Origin of the sequence: Pseudomonas tohonis (assembly GCF_012767755.2) — a bacterium.
Lineage (GTDB): Bacteria > Pseudomonadota > Gammaproteobacteria > Pseudomonadales > Pseudomonadaceae > Metapseudomonas > Metapseudomonas tohonis.
This window is the reverse complement of sequence record NZ_AP023189.1, coordinates 2,045,127-2,061,390: the sequence shown is the minus strand read 5'-3', so window position 1 is coordinate 2,061,390 and position 16,264 is coordinate 2,045,127. Positions and strand designations below refer to the sequence as shown.

17 protein-coding genes are annotated in these 16,264 nt (G+C 66.4%); 4 read left to right on the top strand and 13 right to left on the bottom strand.

Going from position 1 to position 16,264, the window contains the following annotated elements:
* Positions 1–23 precede the first annotated feature (23 nt).
* The 7 genes from HSX14_RS09530 to HSX14_RS09500 all read right to left on the bottom strand — a co-directional run bounded on the left by HSX14_RS09530 (position 24) and on the right by HSX14_RS09500 (position 7,017).
* On the bottom strand, positions 24–812 hold the full coding sequence (locus HSX14_RS09530) for a hypothetical protein (protein ID WP_173173881.1): 789 nt from the start codon (positions 810–812) through the stop codon (positions 24–26).
* Complete coding sequence (locus HSX14_RS09525; RefSeq protein WP_173173879.1) at positions 809–1,399, bottom strand: RNA polymerase sigma factor; 591 nt, start codon at positions 1,397–1,399, stop codon at positions 809–811. Before HSX14_RS09525 ends, HSX14_RS09530 begins: the two co-directional genes overlap by 4 nt.
* 1 nt (position 1,400) lies before the next feature.
* Positions 1,401–3,164, bottom strand: coding sequence for a vWA domain-containing protein (locus tag HSX14_RS09520; RefSeq protein ID WP_173173877.1), 1,764 nt, complete (start codon positions 3,162–3,164; stop codon positions 1,401–1,403).
* Between the two features lie 207 nt (positions 3,165–3,371).
* Complete coding sequence (locus tag HSX14_RS09515; protein WP_111262401.1) at positions 3,372–4,811, bottom strand: aminotransferase-like domain-containing protein; 1,440 nt, start codon at positions 4,809–4,811, stop codon at positions 3,372–3,374.
* 209 nt (positions 4,812–5,020) lie between these two features.
* Entirely contained in the window at positions 5,021–5,830 is an 810-nt protein-coding gene (locus HSX14_RS09510; protein WP_173173875.1) for an OmpA family protein, read from the bottom strand.
* Complete coding sequence (locus HSX14_RS09505; protein WP_173174050.1) at positions 5,827–6,156, bottom strand: DUF4398 domain-containing protein; 330 nt, start codon at positions 6,154–6,156, stop codon at positions 5,827–5,829. Before HSX14_RS09505 ends, HSX14_RS09510 begins: the two co-directional genes overlap by 4 nt.
* 39 nt (positions 6,157–6,195) lie before the next feature.
* The gene (locus tag HSX14_RS09500) at positions 6,196–7,017 is read right to left on the bottom strand and encodes a substrate-binding periplasmic protein (protein WP_173173873.1); all 822 of its coding nucleotides are present in this window, start codon (positions 7,015–7,017) and stop codon (positions 6,196–6,198) included.
* Between the two features lie 114 nt (positions 7,018–7,131).
* Here HSX14_RS09500 and HSX14_RS09495 point away from each other — a divergent pair, with 114 nt between their 5' ends.
* The gene (locus HSX14_RS09495; protein WP_173173871.1) at positions 7,132–8,055 is read left to right on the top strand and encodes an alpha/beta fold hydrolase; all 924 of its coding nucleotides are present in this window, start codon (positions 7,132–7,134) and stop codon (positions 8,053–8,055) included.
* A gap of 61 nt (positions 8,056–8,116) precedes the next feature.
* Here HSX14_RS09495 and HSX14_RS09490 read toward each other — a convergent pair whose 3' ends face one another.
* Both HSX14_RS09490 and HSX14_RS09485 read right to left on the bottom strand, forming a co-directional pair.
* Positions 8,117–9,046, bottom strand: coding sequence for an electron transfer flavoprotein subunit alpha/FixB family protein (locus HSX14_RS09490; RefSeq protein ID WP_111262405.1), 930 nt, complete (start codon positions 9,044–9,046; stop codon positions 8,117–8,119).
* Positions 9,047–9,796, bottom strand: a complete 750-nt coding sequence (locus HSX14_RS09485; protein WP_111262406.1) for an electron transfer flavoprotein subunit beta/FixA family protein — start codon at positions 9,794–9,796, stop codon at positions 9,047–9,049.
* 324 nt (positions 9,797–10,120) lie between these two features.
* Between HSX14_RS09485 and HSX14_RS09480 the strand changes: the two genes are divergently transcribed.
* Positions 10,121–11,785 carry an electron transfer flavoprotein-ubiquinone oxidoreductase gene (locus tag HSX14_RS09480; protein ID WP_173173869.1) on the top strand — a complete coding sequence of 555 codons (1,665 nt, stop codon included), beginning with the start codon at positions 10,121–10,123 and terminating at the stop codon, positions 11,783–11,785.
* A gap of 60 nt (positions 11,786–11,845) precedes the next feature.
* On the opposite strand, the gene HSX14_RS09475 is transcribed toward HSX14_RS09480, so the two are convergent.
* Positions 11,846–12,406 carry a DUF1285 domain-containing protein gene (locus HSX14_RS09475; protein WP_173173867.1) on the bottom strand — a complete coding sequence of 187 codons (561 nt, stop codon included), beginning with the start codon at positions 12,404–12,406 and terminating at the stop codon, positions 11,846–11,848.
* Positions 12,407–12,416: 10 nt separating this feature from the next.
* The gene (locus tag HSX14_RS09470) at positions 12,417–13,019 is read right to left on the bottom strand and encodes a DUF4823 domain-containing protein (protein ID WP_173173865.1); all 603 of its coding nucleotides are present in this window, start codon (positions 13,017–13,019) and stop codon (positions 12,417–12,419) included.
* Positions 13,020–13,402: 383 nt separating this feature from the next.
* Here HSX14_RS09470 and HSX14_RS09465 point away from each other — a divergent pair, with 383 nt between their 5' ends.
* Positions 13,403–13,669, top strand: coding sequence for a PepSY domain-containing protein (locus HSX14_RS09465; RefSeq protein WP_111262439.1), 267 nt, complete (start codon positions 13,403–13,405; stop codon positions 13,667–13,669).
* A complete protein-coding gene (locus tag HSX14_RS09460) occupies positions 13,669–14,217 on the top strand; it encodes a cytochrome b/b6 domain-containing protein (RefSeq protein WP_173173863.1) in 549 nt (182 codons plus the stop codon). The genes HSX14_RS09465 and HSX14_RS09460 overlap by 1 nt, the downstream gene beginning before the upstream one ends.
* Here HSX14_RS09460 and HSX14_RS09455 read toward each other — a convergent pair.
* Positions 14,214–15,602, bottom strand: a complete 1,389-nt coding sequence (locus HSX14_RS09455; RefSeq protein WP_173173861.1) for a sensor histidine kinase — start codon at positions 15,600–15,602, stop codon at positions 14,214–14,216. The two genes, HSX14_RS09460 and HSX14_RS09455, sit on opposite strands and share 4 nt — an antisense overlap.
* Entirely contained in the window at positions 15,599–16,261 is a 663-nt protein-coding gene (locus HSX14_RS09450) for a response regulator (RefSeq protein WP_173173859.1), read from the bottom strand. Before HSX14_RS09450 ends, HSX14_RS09455 begins: the two co-directional genes overlap by 4 nt.
* Between the last annotated feature and the right edge of the window lie 3 nt (positions 16,262–16,264).

The following is a 16,264-nucleotide window of genomic DNA, read 5'->3' as shown; positions in this document are numbered from 1 at the left end:
GCTGGTTGACCGCCGGGGCCGGACTAGCGGCGTTCCCCGAGCCGTTCCAGCTCGGCCTCGATATCCAGTTGCGGGTGATCCTGGCGCAGGCGCGCCAGCAGCGCGTCGGCAGCCTGGGTGTCGCGCTTCTCGCGCAGCGCCAGCAGCTCTTCGAGCTGCGCCACGAGCGTCTCCTCCTTGGCCTTGGCCGGCGCCGGGCGCGGCTTGGCGGCCAGCGCGGTGGCCTCGGCCTTCAGCGCCTCGGCGGCCTGCTCGTGCACGTCGGCCTGATCGCTCAGGGCTGCCACCGGCGCCTGGCGCTGGGCCTCTTCCGCCAGGCGCGAGGCGGCCATTTTCTTCGCCTCGCGCTCCATCCGGGGCTCTGGCGCGGGGGCGGCATAGCCCGCCACGTCCGGCTCCGGCGCGGACTCCATGCTGCCCGCCACGGCGGTGGCCTCGCTTGCGCGGGCCATCGGTGCAGCGGCCGGGGCGACGGGCACGATGGGGGCAGGCGCCCTCATGGCCGCCGGGGCCGGGATGCCGCTTTCGTAGTCGAGTTCGGGGCGATCGAGGTTGCGCCAGGTGAGGCTGACGCCGATGCCCAGGCAGGCCAGGCCGGCGAAGGCCACGGACCAGCGCTGGCGGCCACCGGGGCCGAACAGCCAGGCGTGCAGGCGCTCGCCCAGGCCTGGCCTCGCGGGACGCACGGCATCGCGGGCCGCGGCGAGGATGCGCGCATCCAGCTCGGCGGAAGGCTCGCCGGCGTCATGGGCACGGAAGTGGGCGAGCAGGTCGCGCTCCAGCCCATCCGGCTTGCGTGGCTCCTGGTTCATGTGGATACCTCCTCGGTGGCGGCCGGATCGGCCAGCAACCGACGTAGCTTCTGCAACGCGTAGCGCAGGCGGCTCTTCACCGTCTCGGCGGGCGTGCGGGTCATCTCGGCGATCTCGTGCAGTTCGAGGTCGCCATGGGCGCGCAGCAGGAACACCTCGCGCTGCTCGCCGGGCAATTCCTCCAGGGCCGCCTGCAGGCGCGCGCGGTCGCGACTGAGGCTGAGCTGCTCCTCGGGGTCTTCGCTGGCACCCGGCATGGCGTCGCCGTGCACCTGCTCGTCGAACTCGTCGACGCGCCCATGGAGCCGCCCGTGCTTGCGCCAATGATCGATCAGGCGGTTGCGGGCGATCTGGTAGAGCCAGGTCTTGAACGCCACCTGCTCGCGCTGCTCGGTGGCGCTGCGGATCAGGTTCAGCCAGGTTTCCTGGAAGATCTCCTCGGCCAGGCCGGCGTCGCCGCACAGCCCGCAGAGAAAACGGTAGAGGCCGAGGCGATGGCGTGCGTAGAGCACGCCAAAGGCCTCGGCATCGCCGTGTCGGTAGCGCCGCAGCAGCGCGGCGTCGTCATCCGTGATGGGTTCGCTCAAGTCACTCGATCCGTGCCTGTGAAGGAGTTGGATTTTGCAGGCTTTGTGCGAGTTCGACCAGTTGCACGAATTCGCCGCGCAGGCCGAAACGATCGTCGCCACGGGCACCACGGGCCAGCGCCAGGGTGTCGTTGAAACCGAAGCTGCCGGTGTACTGCCCGCCCTTGAGCTGCTGGGCGAAGGCGGCCACGGCGGCGGCGAAGCGCAGGTCTTCGCTGGCCCCGGCGATCGCGGGCACCTCGGCGGCGGCGATGGGACGCTCCAGCAGCTTGCTCTGCTCGCTGCCCGGCGCCTTGTAGCGGATGCGCAGCCAGGCCAGCTCGGAGGATTTGCCATCGGCCTTCTGCGCCTGCTGGTAGCGCAGCGGCTCCAGCCAGCCCTTGCCGCCGGCCGGGACGATCTCGTAGAGCGCGGTGACGGTGTGGCCCGCGCCGATCTCGCCGGCGTCGACCTTGTCGTTGCTGAAGTCCTCGCGCTTGAGCGCGCGGTTCTCGTAGCCCAGCAAGCGGTATTCGCTGACCTGGGCGGGGTTGAACTCGACCTGCAGCTTGACGTCCCTGGCCACCACCTTGAGCGTCGAGCTGAGCTGGTCGACCAGCACCTTGCGCGCCTCGCGCAGGCTGTCGATGTAGGCGTAGTTGCCATCGCCGGCATCGGCCAGTTGCTCCATCAGCTGTTCGTTGTAGTTGTCCGTGCCGAAGCCCAGGGTGGTCAGCGAGACCCCGCCCTTGCGCTTCTCGGCGGCCAGTTGCTTGAGGCTTTCGAAGTCGCTGATGCCGACGTTGAAGTCGCCGTCGGTGGCCAGGAGGATGCGGTTGATGCCGTTCTTCACCAGGCCCTTCTGCGCTTGGGCATAGGCCATCTGGATGCCGGATTCTCCTGCGGTGGAGCCGCCGGCGGCGAGCTGGTCGATGGCGGCGCGGATCTTCGCCTTCTCGCTGCCCGACGTGGATTCGAGCACCACGCGGGCCTCCCCGGCGTAGGTGACGAGGGAGACGCGGTCCTCGGCGCGCAGCTGGTCCACCAGCAGCTTGAGGGTGCCCTGCACCATGGGCAGGCCGTCACGGCGGTCCATGGAGCCGGAGACGTCGACCAGGAACACCAGGTTGGCCGGCGGCAGCTGCTCGACCTGGGTGTCGGAGGCCTTGATGGCGATGCGCAGCAGGCGCGCCTCTGGGTTCCAGGGCGAACGCGCCAGTTCGGTGCCGATGCCGAAGGGCACGTCGCCCTGGGGCAGCGGGTAGGCGTAGGGGAAGTAGTTGACCAGCTCTTCCAGCCGCACTGCGTCCTTGGGCGGCAGCTGGCCGCCATTGAGGAAGCGCCGGACGTTGGCGTAGCCGCCGGTGTCGACGTCGATGCTGAAGGTGGAGACCGGGTCGCTGGTCACGGCATGGATGGGGTTGTCGGCGAGATGCGCGTATTGCTCGCGGCCCTCGTCGCGGTAGCCGGCGGCCAGGGCGTCGCTGAGCGGTGCGGGGGCCACGGGCATGGCCATCGAACCCGCCACCGCGATGGGGGCCGAGCGCTTGGCCATCGGCGCCGGGGCATAGGCGGCATTCGGCTCGACGGCGGGCTTGGCCAGTTCCTGCAGGCGCGCGTCGTCGTTGGCGCTCACCGAACCGCTGGCCTCGGCTTCGGCCTTGGTCTCGCTTGCACCGGGCGTGGTGCCGGATTCATGCCCCTGGCACGCGGCCAGGGCGAGCAGCAGGCCGGCGGCGAAACCGGCGGCGAGGGGTTGGCGGAGCAGTGCGGCGGGGGTGGTCATGGCGGGTCTCCTGGGGACGGAATGTCCATACGCACCAGTAGACGGGGGCGCCGATCAGGTCGGGTTAAAGGGGAGATGAAATTATTTCCGGGCTGGGCGTGGAGCGTGGGAGCGAATTCATTCGCGATGATCGCCGTGCCAGGCCATCGCGGTTGAAACCGCTCCCACAATAGGGGCCCCGGGCTTCAGCCCGGGGCGCGCCTGGTGTCAGAAGAAGCTGCCGGCTTCCTGGCACAGCTGCTTGGCGAGCATGCCGAGGGTCATGATCGCGCGCTCCGCCTCGCGGTTCCACGGGATGCCGCAATTGAGCCGCACGCAGTGGTTGAACTGCTCGGTGTTACTGAAGATGAGCCCCGGCGCGATGCTGATGCCCTGTTGCAAGGCGCGCACGTGCAGGTCCTTGGTGTTGACCTTGGCGGGCAGGCTGATCCACAGGATGAAGCCGCCGTTGGGCCGGCTCATCTGCGTGCCTTCGGGGAAGTACTGCTGCACACCCAGCTGGAAGGCGGTGAGGTTCTTGCGGTACTCCTGGCGGATGTAGCGCAGGTGCCGGTCGTAGCCACCGTTCTCCAGATAGGCGGCGACGCCCATCTGGGTGACGCTGCAGGCGGAATGGGTGCTGAAGGTCTGCAGGCGCTGGATCTCGTCCTGGTACTTGCCGGCGATGATCCAGCCGATGCGCACGCCCGGCGACAGCGTCTTGGAGAAGCTGGAGCAGTAGACCACGCGCCCTTCGCGGTCGTGGGCCTTGAGCGCCTTGGAGGGGCCCTGCTCGAACATCAGCTCGCCGTAGATATCGTCCTCGATGATCTGGATGTCGAAGTCCGACGCCAGGCGCAGCAGCTGCTTCTGGCGCTCCTCGGGGATGGTGCCGCCCAGGGGATTGCTCAGGCGCGAGGTGAGCACCAGCGCCTTGATCGGCCACTGGTTGGCGGCCAGTTGCAGGGCCTCGAGGCTGATGCCGGTGGTGGGGTCGCTGGGGATCTCGATGACCTTGAGGCCGAGCAGGTCCGCCAGTTGCAGCAGGCCGTAGTAGGTGGGGGACTCGGCGGCGATCAGGTCGCCGGGACGGGTCAGCACGCGCAGGCTCATCTGCAGCGCATCGACGCAGCCATGGGTGATCACCACGTCGGTGGGGTTGACCACCACGCCGGCGTCGCGCATGCGGATCGCCACCTGGCGGCGCAGCGGCTCGAAGCCGGGACTGAACATGTAGCTGAAGGCGCGCGGGCTGTGGAAGCGGGTGACCTTGGCCAGTTGCTGGTGCAGCGCGCGGACCGGGAGGTAGTCCACATGGGGCACGGCGGCGCCCAGGGGGAAGACGCCTTCGCGGCGGGACTCGGTGAGCACCTGGTTGATGATGCTCGCGCGGGTGACCAGGCCGGGGCGCTCGACACGGGCGATGTCCGGGGTGGACGCGGTCAGGGCCGGGGTCTGGTGCACGTAGAAGCCGGATTGCGGCCGCGCGCGGATCAGGCCCTGGTCCTCGAGGTTGGCGTAGGCCTGCAGCACGGTGGCATGGCTGACATTGAGCTGCGAACTCATCTTGCGGACCGAAGGCACGCGCTCGCCAGGCTGGTACACGCCGCGACGGATGTCTTCGGCCAGTTGCTGGGCGATACGTTGATAGAGCAACAGATTGGTCATGGCGGCGGCACCTGGTTCACTGGACCGAAACAGTACCCGAGCAGTAACAAATTGCACCGGTACAGAGCGTGAAATTGTGGGCCATACAGTGCGCTTTCGCCAGTGACTGTATCGTTTCACTCCGACGGGTCCGCCGCTTCCGGCGCAGCTGTACGGGCAATAAAAAACCCCGGGGGCCGAAGCCGCCGGGGTCTTTCGAACGCCTGCCGTCAGCGGCGCTCGCCGAGCTTGCCCTTCTCGTCGGAGAACACGATCTCGACGCGGCGGTTCTGCGCCCGCCCGTGGGAGGAGGCGTTCTCGGCTACGGGGAAGGCTTCGCCGTAGCCCACCACTTCCATGCGCTTGGCATCGATGCCGAGGTCGCCGAGCACGTCGGCCACCGCCTGCGCACGATCGCGGGACAGGACGAGGTTCTCTTCGCGGGCACCGCTGCTGTCGGTGTAGCCCTCGATGCGCACGACGCGACGCGGGTTGATCTGGAGGAACTGCACCAGCTTGAGCAGCGTGCGGTTGGCCGAGGCCTTGAGTTCCGCACGCCCGGTGTCGAACAGCACGTCGCCCAGGGTCATCACCAGGCCGCGGTCGGTCTCGGTGGCGGCGAGGCTGACCATCTGCTCTTCCATCCAGTCGCCCTGCTGCTGGACGCTGAGCAGCTTGGCTTCGCGCAGAGCCAGTTGCAGGCGTTCCTGGTCCATCTGCAGCTTGGCGGCACGCTCCTGGTTGAGGTTGAGCTCGCTGTGCTGGCTGGCGATCTCGCTGTAGCGCTGGCTGAGGTAGGCGTAGTGCTCGACATCCTGGTCGTTGCCCAGGTAGTTGGACAGGCGCTCGGCGCGGGCCAGGGATTCGCCGGCGCGGATCACGTCCTTCGGCGCGCTGCGCAGCACGTCCGGGTCTTCCTTCACCTGCTGGAAGCGGGCACGCGCGGCCTCCAGGCTGTCTTCGGCGCGCTGCGGGCTGGCACAGCCGGCCAACAGGCCAAGGCCCAGCAGGAGGCTGCCGAGGGCGATGCGATGGCTCATTGCAATTCCCCCAGTTGCTTGCGCAGGCGATTGATGCGGGCACTGAGGTCGGCCAGCTGGGCCTTGCTCTTCTCGGTCAGCACCTTGGACTCGGCCAGGCGCGCGTCCAGTTCGGCCTGCTCGGCGAAGATGCGGGCACGCTTGTAATCCTGCTCGCCCATGTTCTTCTGCGCGCGGGCGAGTTTCTCTTCGGCCAGCTTCATGTCGGGGCTCTGCTCGGCGCTCGCACCCACGGCACGGGCCTGGGCCACGGCCTGCTCGGTGAGGCGGAGCTGCTCCACGGGAGCGGGGTCGTTGGCACAGCCGGCCAGGGCGAGGACGGCCAGGCCGAGGGCCAGAATGCGTTGTTCGATCACGAGGGATTCCTAGGGTTTCGGGGCGCTGGCCGGCTGCAACTGCTGGGCCTTCCAACGCTCGAGATTGCGCTGCAAGAGGACTTGCGGCACACCTGCGGCGGTCAATTCTGTCATTTTTTTCGCGAGTTGTCCGCGCAGCCAGGGATCGTTGCAGGCCGAATTGTGAGACAGGGTCAGGTACAGGCCCTCGCTGGAGATCGGCGGTTCCAGCGCCTCGAGATCATCCGCCATGCCCAGGGTGTCGGCCAGGGCGAGGCCCGGGTAATGCTCGTAGAGCACGTACTCGGTGCGCTCCAGCACGAGCTTCTGGTAGGCCTGGGTCAGGCTCGGGACCTCTTCGAGGGTCAGGTTCGCCCTGGCGAAGGCGTCGAAGGCCTGGCCGAAGCTGTTGTTCACCAGGGTGCCGCCGGTATGGCCGAGCAGGTCCTGCCACTGGGTGTAGGGGAAGCCGTGGCCGCGCTTGACCCACACGACGCTGGGCGTGTCGAGGAAGGCCGGGTGGATGTAGTCCATGGTTTCCAGGCGCGGCAGGGTGAGGAAGGCGCCGGCGATCAGGTCCACGCGACCGGTGCGTACCTCATCCTGGGCGCGGGACCAGGGGCCAGTATAAAGGATGTCGATCTTCAACCCGAGTTCGTCGCCCACGCGCTTGAGCAGATCGGCGTTGGCACCGACCAGCAGCTTGGGGTTCTGCGGGTCGCGCCACAGGTAGGGCGGATATTCGGGGTTGCCCGTGGCGACCAGGCGCTCGCACTTGCCAGCCGCATGACCCAGCCCCGGCAGCGTGGCCAGGACCAGCAACAACGGAGCGATGAAGGGGCGTATGTGCATCAGGGACTTCCTGGACCGGACCTTGGTTTGGGCGATGCAGCCACTGCGCTGCATCGCTCTAGCGTCATGCTAGCTTAGGCGAACTGCAATAATTATTTGCGATAAGGACGCGCCATGAAAAAACTGCTTGTCGGACTTGTGACGGTGCTGGCAGCCCTGGCTGCCACCCTGTACTTCTCCCCCGCCGCCCTGATGACCACGGCACGTTTCGTGGAGTGCCAGCTGGCGGGGCTGTCCACCCGCAACGTGACGGTCGGCGACCTGGACATCGCCTACTACGAGGGTGGCCCGGCCAGCGGCGAAACCATCGTCATGGTCCACGGTTTCGGGGCCAACAAGGACAACTGGCTGCGCATGGCGCGACACTTCACCGAGCGCTACCACGTGATCGTCCCGGACCTTCCGGGCTTCGGCGACAGCAGCCGCCCGGCCGGCAGCTACGACGTCGGCACCCAGGCCGAGCGCCTCGCCTCCTTCATCACCACGCTGGGCGCGGGCAAGGTGCACCTGGTAGGCAATTCCATGGGCGGGCACATCGTCGCCCTCTACGCCGCGCGTTATCCACAGCAGGTGCGCTCGCTGGCGTTGTTCGACAACGCCGGGATCACCGCCCCGCACAGGAGCGAGCTGTACGAGCGACTGGAACGCGGCGATGCCAACCCGCTGGTGGTGGCCTCGGTCGCGGACTACGACCCGTTGATGGATTTCGTCTTCGTCGAGAAACCGGCGATACCCGGCTCCCTCAAGCGCTATCTCGCCGAGCAGGCGGTGGCCAACCGCGAACATTACGATCAGGTGTTCCAGCATCTGGTGCAGCGCTACGTGCCGCTGGAACCGGAGCTGCAGAAGATCACCGCCCCTACCCTGCTGCTCTGGGGCGATCGCGACCGCGTCCTGGATGTCTCCAGCATCGAGGTGATGAAGCCATTGCTGGCCAAGCCCAGCGTGGTGGTGATGAAGGACTGCGGCCACGTGCCGATGATCGAACGCCCCGCCGAAACAGCTGCGCACTACCAGGCCTTCCTCGATTCGCCGTGAATCCCCGGGCAACAAAAAACCCGCTCGATGAGCGGGTTTTTCGTGGGTGCGGAAAGCTGGATCAGACCAGTTTTTCCAGCTCCGGTACGGCTTCGAACAGGTCAGCCACCAGGCCGTAGTCAGCCACCTGGAAGATCGGGGCTTCTTCGTCCTTGTTGATGGCGACGATGACCTTGGAGTCCTTCATGCCAGCCAGGTGCTGGATGGCACCGGAGATGCCGACCGCGATGTACAGCTGCGGAGCGACGATCTTGCCGGTCTGGCCGACCTGCATGTCGTTCGGCACGAAACCGGCGTCGACGGCAGCGCGGGAAGCGCCGACGGCAGCGCCCAGCTTGTCGGCCAGCGCGTACAGGTGCTTGAAGTTGTCGCCGTTCTGCATGCCGCGGCCGCCGGAAACGACGATCTTGGCTGCGGTCAGTTCCGGACGGTCGGACTTGGCCAGTTCCTCGCCAACGAAGGCGGACTTGCCAGCGTCGCTACCGGCGCCGACGGCTTCGATGGCAGCGGAACCGCCTTCGGCGGCAACGGCGTCGAAACCGGTGGTGCGCACGGTGATGACCTTGACCGAAGCCGAGGACTGCACGGTGGCGATGGCGTTACCGGCGTAGATCGGGCGCTTGAAGGTATCGGCGCTCTCGACCGCGATGATCTCGGAGATCTGGTCGACGTCCAGCTGGGCGGCGACGCGCGGCAGGAAGTTCTTACCGTTGGTGGTGGCGGGAGCCAGGATGTGGCTGTAGCCCTTGCCCAGCTCGGCGATCAGCGGCGCGACGTTTTCCGGCAGCTGATGAGCGAAGGCGGCGTTGTCGGCAACCAGGACCTTGGAAACGCCAGCGACCTTGGCGGCGGCTTCGGCAGCGGCGCCGACACCGGCACCAGCGACCAGGACGTGGATGTCGCCACCGATCTTCTGGGCAGCGGCAACGGTGTTCAGCGTGGCAGCGGCCAGGGCGGCATTGGTGTGTTCAGCGATAACCAGGATAGTCATTTAGATTACCTTCGCCTCGTTCTTCAGTTTCTCGACCAGTTCAGCCACGGACTTGACCTTGATGCCGGCGCTGCGGGCAGCAGGCGCTTCGACTTTCAGGGTCTTGACGGTGGAAGCGGTGGAAACACCCAGGGCGTCCGGGGTGACGGTGTCCAGAGGCTTCTTCTTGGCTTTCATGATGTTCGGCAGCGACGCGTAGCGCGGCTCGTTCAGACGCAGGTCGGTGGTGACGATAGCCGGCAGGTTAAGGGCTACGGTCTGCAGGCCGCCGTCGATCTCACGGGTGACGTTGACCTTGTCGCCGGCGACTTCGACCTTGGAGGCGAAGGTGCCCTGGGCGTAGCCGGTGAGGGCACCCAGCATCTGGCCGGTCTGGTTGTTGTCGCTGTCGATGGCCTGCTTGCCAAGGATCACCAGCTGGGGCTGTTCCTTGTCGACGACGGCCTTCAGCAGCTTGGCGACGGCCAGGGAGCTGAGCTCTTCGGCGCTTTCGACCAGGATGGCGCGGTCAGCACCGAGGGCCAGGGCGGTACGCAGCTGCTCTTGAGCAGTGGCCGGGCCAATGGTGACGACGACGATTTCACTCGCCACGCCTTTTTCCTTCAGACGGACGGCTTCTTCCACGGCGATTTCGCAGAAGGGGTTCATCGACATCTTGACGTTGGCGAGGTCGACGCCGGAGTTGTCCGCCTTGACGCGAACCTTGACGTTGTAGTCGACCACTCGTTTGACAGCTACAAGAACCTTCATGGATTCCTCGTTACTCTCCGGTGAATAAGAATGTCGCCAAGGACGAGCCTCTGGCGGGTGATGCTCGTCGGCCGGAACCGACGGTCAGCCCATACGGCGAGCGCAAAACCGCCCGTATCTTGACCGTAACGCCTAATCCGGTCAATACGGGAAAATACCCCGCCATAAGCCGCAGAGCCTTATCCTATCAGGCTTCTACAAAATTCAAACAAACGTTTGTATTGGACCGGCCAAAGGGTGTGGATATAATGCGCCAGCTCTGGTCAGGGATCGAGCCTAGCCCTCCCACATAAAACATCGAAGAGAGCCTTGAGGAGAATGACTGTGGAACGCGAATACATGGAATTCGACGTCGTCATCGTCGGCGCCGGCCCTGCTGGCCTGTCCGCCGCCTGCCGACTGAAGCAGAAGGCCGCCGAAGCTGGTCAGGAGATCAGCGTATGCGTGGTCGAGAAAGGTTCCGAAGTCGGCGCCCACATCCTCTCGGGTGCCGTGTTCGAGCCGCGTGCGCTGAACGAGCTGTTCCCTGACTGGAAGGAACTCGGCGCCCCGCTGAACACCCCGGTCAAGCGCGACGACATCTATATGCTCAAGGATGCCGAAGGCGCGATCAAGATCCCCGACCTCTTCGTGCCCAAGACCATGCACAACGAGGGCAACTACATCATCTCCCTGGGCAACCTGTGCCGCTGGCTGGCCCAGCAGGCCGAAGGCCTGGGCGTCGAGATCTACCCGGGCTTCGCCGCCCAGGAAGCGCTGATCGACGAGAACGGCGTGGTACGCGGCATCATCACCGGCGACCTCGGCGTGGATCGCGAAGGCCATCCGAAGGAAGGCTACTACACCCCCGGCATGGAACTGCGTGGCAAGTACACCCTGTTCGCCGAAGGCTGCCGTGGCCACATCGGCAAGCAACTGATCAAGAAATACAACCTGGACTCCGAAGCCGACGCCCAGCACTACGGCATCGGCATCAAGGAAATCTGGGACATCGACCCGGCCAAGCACGAGCAGGGCCTGGTAGTGCACACCGCCGGCTGGCCGCTGTCGATCATGGGCACCGACAACACCGGTGGCTCCTTCCTCTATCACCTGGAGAACAACCAGGTGGTGGTCGGCCTGATCGTCGACCTGTCCTACTCCAACCCGCACCTGTCGCCCTTCGACGAATTCCAGCGCTACAAGCACCACCCGGTGATCAAGCAGTACCTGGAAGGTGGCAAGCGCGTGGCCTACGGTGCCCGTGCCATCTGCAAGGGCGGCCTGAACTCGCTGCCGAAGATGGTCTTCAAAGGCGGCGCGCTGATCGGCTGCGACCTGGGCACCCTGAACTTCGCCAAGATCAAGGGCAGCCACACCGCCATGAAGTCCGGCATGCTCGCGGCCGAAGCCGTGGCCGAAGCGCTGCTGGGCGGCAAGGAAGGCGGCGACGAGCTGACCACCTACGTCGACGCGTTCAAGGCCAGCTGGCTGTATGACGAGCTGTTCCGCAGCCGCAACTTCGGTGCCGCGCTGCACAAGTTCGGCCCGGTCATCGGCGGCGGCATCAACTGGCTGGACCAGAACATCTTCGGCGGCAAGATCCCCTTCACCCTGCACGACAACGTGCCGGACCACGCCTGCCTGAAGAAGGCTAGCGAAGCGCCGAAGATCAACTACCCGAAACCCGACGGCAAACTCAGCTTCGACAAGCTGAGCTCGGTATTCCTCTCCAACACCAACCATGAAGAGGAACAACCCTGCCACCTGAAGCTCACCGACCCGAGCATCCCGATCGCCAAGAACCTGCCGCTCTACGACGAGCCCGCGCAGCGTTACTGCCCGGCCGGCGTATACGAGGTGGTGACCCAGGAAGACGGCGAGAAGCGCTTCCAGATCAACGCCCAGAACTGCGTCCACTGCAAGACCTGCGACATCAAGGACCCGGCCCAGAACATCACCTGGGTCGCGCCCGAAGGCACCGGTGGCCCGAACTACCCCAACATGTAAGCGCGACGAACGAAAAAGGCCCCTCGGGGCCTTTTTTGTTGCCTGCGTGAAAAGCCCCGGTCAAGGCTCCTCGCCGATCGGGAAGAACTGCCCACCCGACCACACGCCCAGCCAGTTGCGACCATCGACCTCGCGCACCACCGCCAGCTCCACCAACTGGTAGAAGACATTGCGATGGATCAGCGCCTCCAGGTTGGTGCGCACATGAACGTAGGGCGACGGTTCCTGGGTGACCGGGTCGGTCTCGACACGGATCGGGTGCTCGGCGCCCGCCTCCACCTCGTCCTCGACATTGGTGACGAAGCGCAACACCTGCGCCTCGCCCTCCCCGCTCACCTCGACGCTCACCGCCACGAAGGGCACGTCGTCGACGGTGATGCCGACCTTCTCCACCGGCGTGACCAGGAAATAGTCGTCGCCATCGCGGCGTATGATGGTGGAGAACAGCCTGACCATCGGCTTGCGGCCGATGGGCGTGCCCAGGTAGTACCAGGTCCCGTCGCGGGCGATGCGCATGTCGATATCGCCGCAGAAATCGGGGTTCCACAGGTGCACCGGCGGCAGCCCCTTCTCCTTGGGAATCTGCGCCAGCAGATCGCCGGCCTTGCCCGGGTCGTTCATCACATCCTCCTCAGCGGCTCAGCCCCATGAGGCTGCGCGCGTATTGTCTCAACGGCGGCCCGATCAGGTCCTCGGGCTTCTGGTCATGGAAAGTGAACAGGCCACCGCGATGGGTGATGCGCGCCGTGTCCACCAGATAGCGGTTGCCGGTCTCGATCAGCATCAGCTGGATCACGCCATTGTCGACGCCGAGCCGGTCCAGCGCCTCCTGGTCCTCCCACTCCTCCAGCGTGCCGATGCGATCATCGGCATCGGCGAAGCGGCTGTACAGCAGGTAGTTGGCCCCGAGCGAACGGGCCTCGCTCATCGCCTGCTCCAGGCTCACCGGCTGGCTCGCACGGCGCACCAGCGGGAAGTATTCGACGAACCCCTTGAAGGCCTCCTCGGCCACCACGTTCGCCCTGGTGTGGGTGCCGCCCTGGGGCATGAAACTGCTCTGGGCGATGTAGATGAACGAATCCGGCTGCAGCCGCCAGGACATAGAGCGATAGGTCTCGCTGTGATCCAGCAGCCCGGCGTCGCTCATCTGCTCGCGAGCGCCGAGGGTCATGTCGCTGACCTTCATGCAGCCCCCGAGGGCCAGCAGCGCCAGCAACAGCATCAAACTACGCATTCTCAATCCTCCACGGCCGGCGACGAAAAACCGGCACTCGGCGCAGCGATGCAGCTTCCGCGCCATCACGTACTCCGCCGCCAATACGGGCCGCCCCCATAGCCCGCCGCACGCCCTCGAGCGCCTGCCAGCACGCCCGCACGAGCCACTGCCGCGCGTGGCGGCCCTGCGCCAGGGTGCGCAACGGGCTTTGCGTCCGGGGCACGGCACCGTCGAAACCCTGGCGCGAATCGCCCCCTGCAAGAGCTGACCCCGGGCGCCAGGAGAAATTCAGGCGGCACAGCCTCCCTCAACCGCGCCGGAATGTCGATATCGCCCCCCTCAGAATCCCTTAAGCTTCGGCGCGCAGAGTGAAGCCTCCCCACTCCATCGAGGACTTCATCATGCGCTACCTGCTGCTTCCCGCCCTGCTCATCGCCAGCACCGCGGCCCTCGCCTCCCCCCAGTGCACCACCGCCGAACGCTCCACCTGGAAGGACCCCGAGCAGTTCCAGGCACAGCTGAAGGAACAGGGCTACCAGATCAGCAAGTTCAAGATCACCTCCGGCAACTGCTATGAGATCTACGGCTTCGACAAGGACAAGCGCAAGGTCGAGATCTATCACGATCCGGTCACCGGCCAGCCGGTCAAGAGCCGGGTGGAAAACTGATGGGCGGGGCGACCATCCGGCTCTGGGACCCCGTCGTCCGCGTGTTCCATGCCTCGGTCGCCGGCGCCTTCTTCGCCAACTACCTGTTCACCGAGGAAGGCGACGCCTGGCACACCTGGCTGGGCTACTACGCCTGCTTCTGCCTGCTGGTGCGGGTGCCCTGGGGCTTCATCGGCCCGCGCAGCGCCCGCTGGCGCGACTTCTGGCCCACCCCCGGGCGCCTCGCCGCGCACCTGCGCGCACTGCGCAGCGGCGCGCCGCACCACCGCCTGGGGCATTCGCCCCTCGGCGCGCTGGTGATGATCCTGATGATGCTGTCGATGGCGCTGCTCGGGCTCACCGGCTACCTGATGCAGGAAGTCGATGCGCTGTGGGGCGCCGAATGGCCGGAGGATGCGCATCGCTGGATCGCCAACGGCCTGGCCCTGCTCGTGTCGCTGCACGTGGCCGCCGCCGTGTTCGAAAGCCTGCGCGTACGCGACAACCTGCCGCTTTCGATGATCACCGGCCGCCGCCGCCCGCTACCGGGCGACGACGAGCCCCACTAGGCTGCGGGCCGCCCGGCCGCCTCCGCGAAGGGAAACTCCAGGGTGGCCCGGGCTCCGCCGCCGGGCCGGTTTTCCAGGCGGACGGCCCCACCCAGGTGTTCCATGATGGTCCGCACGATGGGCAGCCCGAGGCCGGCGCCCCCTTCGTGGCCATCGCTGAAGAAGCGCTCGAACACCACCGCCAGGCGATCGGCCGGAACACCGGGCCCCTCGTCCTCGACCGACAGCTCGACATGCCCCTCGCGGACGGTGAGGCCGACTTTCACCACGCCATCGACCGGGGAGAAGTTGACCGCATTGCTGACCAGGTTCTGCAGTGCGATGCCGATGCTCATCGCGTCGCCCCGGACATGGCAGGCGCCCGGCTCGATATCCAGCACAGGCTCCACGTTGCGCTCCAGTATCCAGGGCGTCATCTCCACCAGCGTGTCCATGGCGACCTTGGCCAGGTCGACATCCTCCAGGTGGCGCTGGCCGAGCCGCGGCTCGATCCGCGCCAGGGTGAGCAACTGGTTCACCACCCGGCTCAGCCGATCCACCCCGCCGATCAGAAAGCCCAGCGCCCGGGCCCGGTCTTCCTCGGTCCGGGCCTCCTCCACGTTCTGCGCATGCAGGCGGAGAATGGCCAGCGGGGTGCGCATCTCATGGGCCGCGTCGGCGATGAAACGCTGCTCGCGCTTGAGCAGGTCGGCGACCTGGCTGAGCAGCCGGTTGATGGCGGCCTGCATCGGCTCCAGTTCGCTGGGCAGGGGCGCCAGCTGCAGGGGCTCGAGCGACTTGGCGTGGCGTCCGCGGATGACGTTCGCCATGTTCTGCAGGGGCTGCAGCCCCGAGCCGATGGCGAACCACACCAGCAGAGCCAGCACCAGAGCGCCGAACAGGAACGGCAACAGGGTATGGCGGACGATGCGCCCGACCAGGTCGCCGCGGACATCCTTGCGCTCGCCCACCCAGATCGACACCTGCTGCGCCGGCACCGGCAGCAGGAAGCCACGCCACTGCTTGCCTTCGATGACGATGTCGGAGAAGCCCGGAAGGCGTTGCGAAGGGTCGATCCGTGGCGCACTGGGCGTATGGACCAGAAGCTCGCCACCGTCGCGCCAGACCTGGAACGCCAGCTTGTTCTCGTAGGGGTGCCCGACACCCGGCCTGCCGGCCTGGCGCAGGGCCTCGTCGAAGGCATCGTAGAGCCGCCCCCGGTCGGCGGGCGCGAGCGGCAGGCTCATCACGCCCTGCAGCAGGCGGGCGTTCTGGGCCAGATGGGCGTCGTAGACCTCGGCGATCTCGTGGCTGCTGTCACGGTAGTTGTAGTGCGCCAGGAGGCCGGTACCGAGGATGAGCAGGATCACCACCCGCCAGAGGGTGCGTTGCCGCAACGACGTCATAGTCTGTTTTCCACCAGGTAACCGATCCCGCGGACGGTCCGTATCAGCTCGCTGAACAGCTTCTTGCGCAGGTGATAGATGTGCACTTCGAGGGTGTTGCTCTCCGCCTCCTCGTCCCAGCCATACAGCAGCTGGGTCAGGCGCTCGCGGCTGAACACCTTCCCCGGTTGCGCCAGCAGCTCGTGCAGCAGCAGGTATTCGCGCGGGGTCAGCAGGACAGGCCGGCCCTGGTAGTGGACCTGCTGCGAGACGGGATCGAGGCTGACCCCGCCATGCTCGATCAGCACCTTGGCGCGGCCACTGCTGCGACGCAGCAAGGCACGCAACCGCGCCTTGAGCTCGTTGAGGTCGAACGGCTTGATCAGGTAATCGTCGGCCCCCGCGTCGAGGCCGGCGATGCGATCCTCCATGCCATCGCGCGCCGTGAGCACCAGCACGGGCAGCACCGACCCGCTGCCACGCAGGCGCTTGAGCACATTGATGCCATCCATCCGCGGCAGGCCGAGATCGAGGATCACCAGGTCGAAGTTCTCCTGGGTCAGTGCATGCAATGCGCTGGCGCCATCCTGCAACCAGTCGATGGTGTACCCCTCCTCGCGAAGGCCCGTCCGCAGGCCCTCCCCCAACGCAGTGTCGTCTTCAACCAACAACAGGCGCATGCC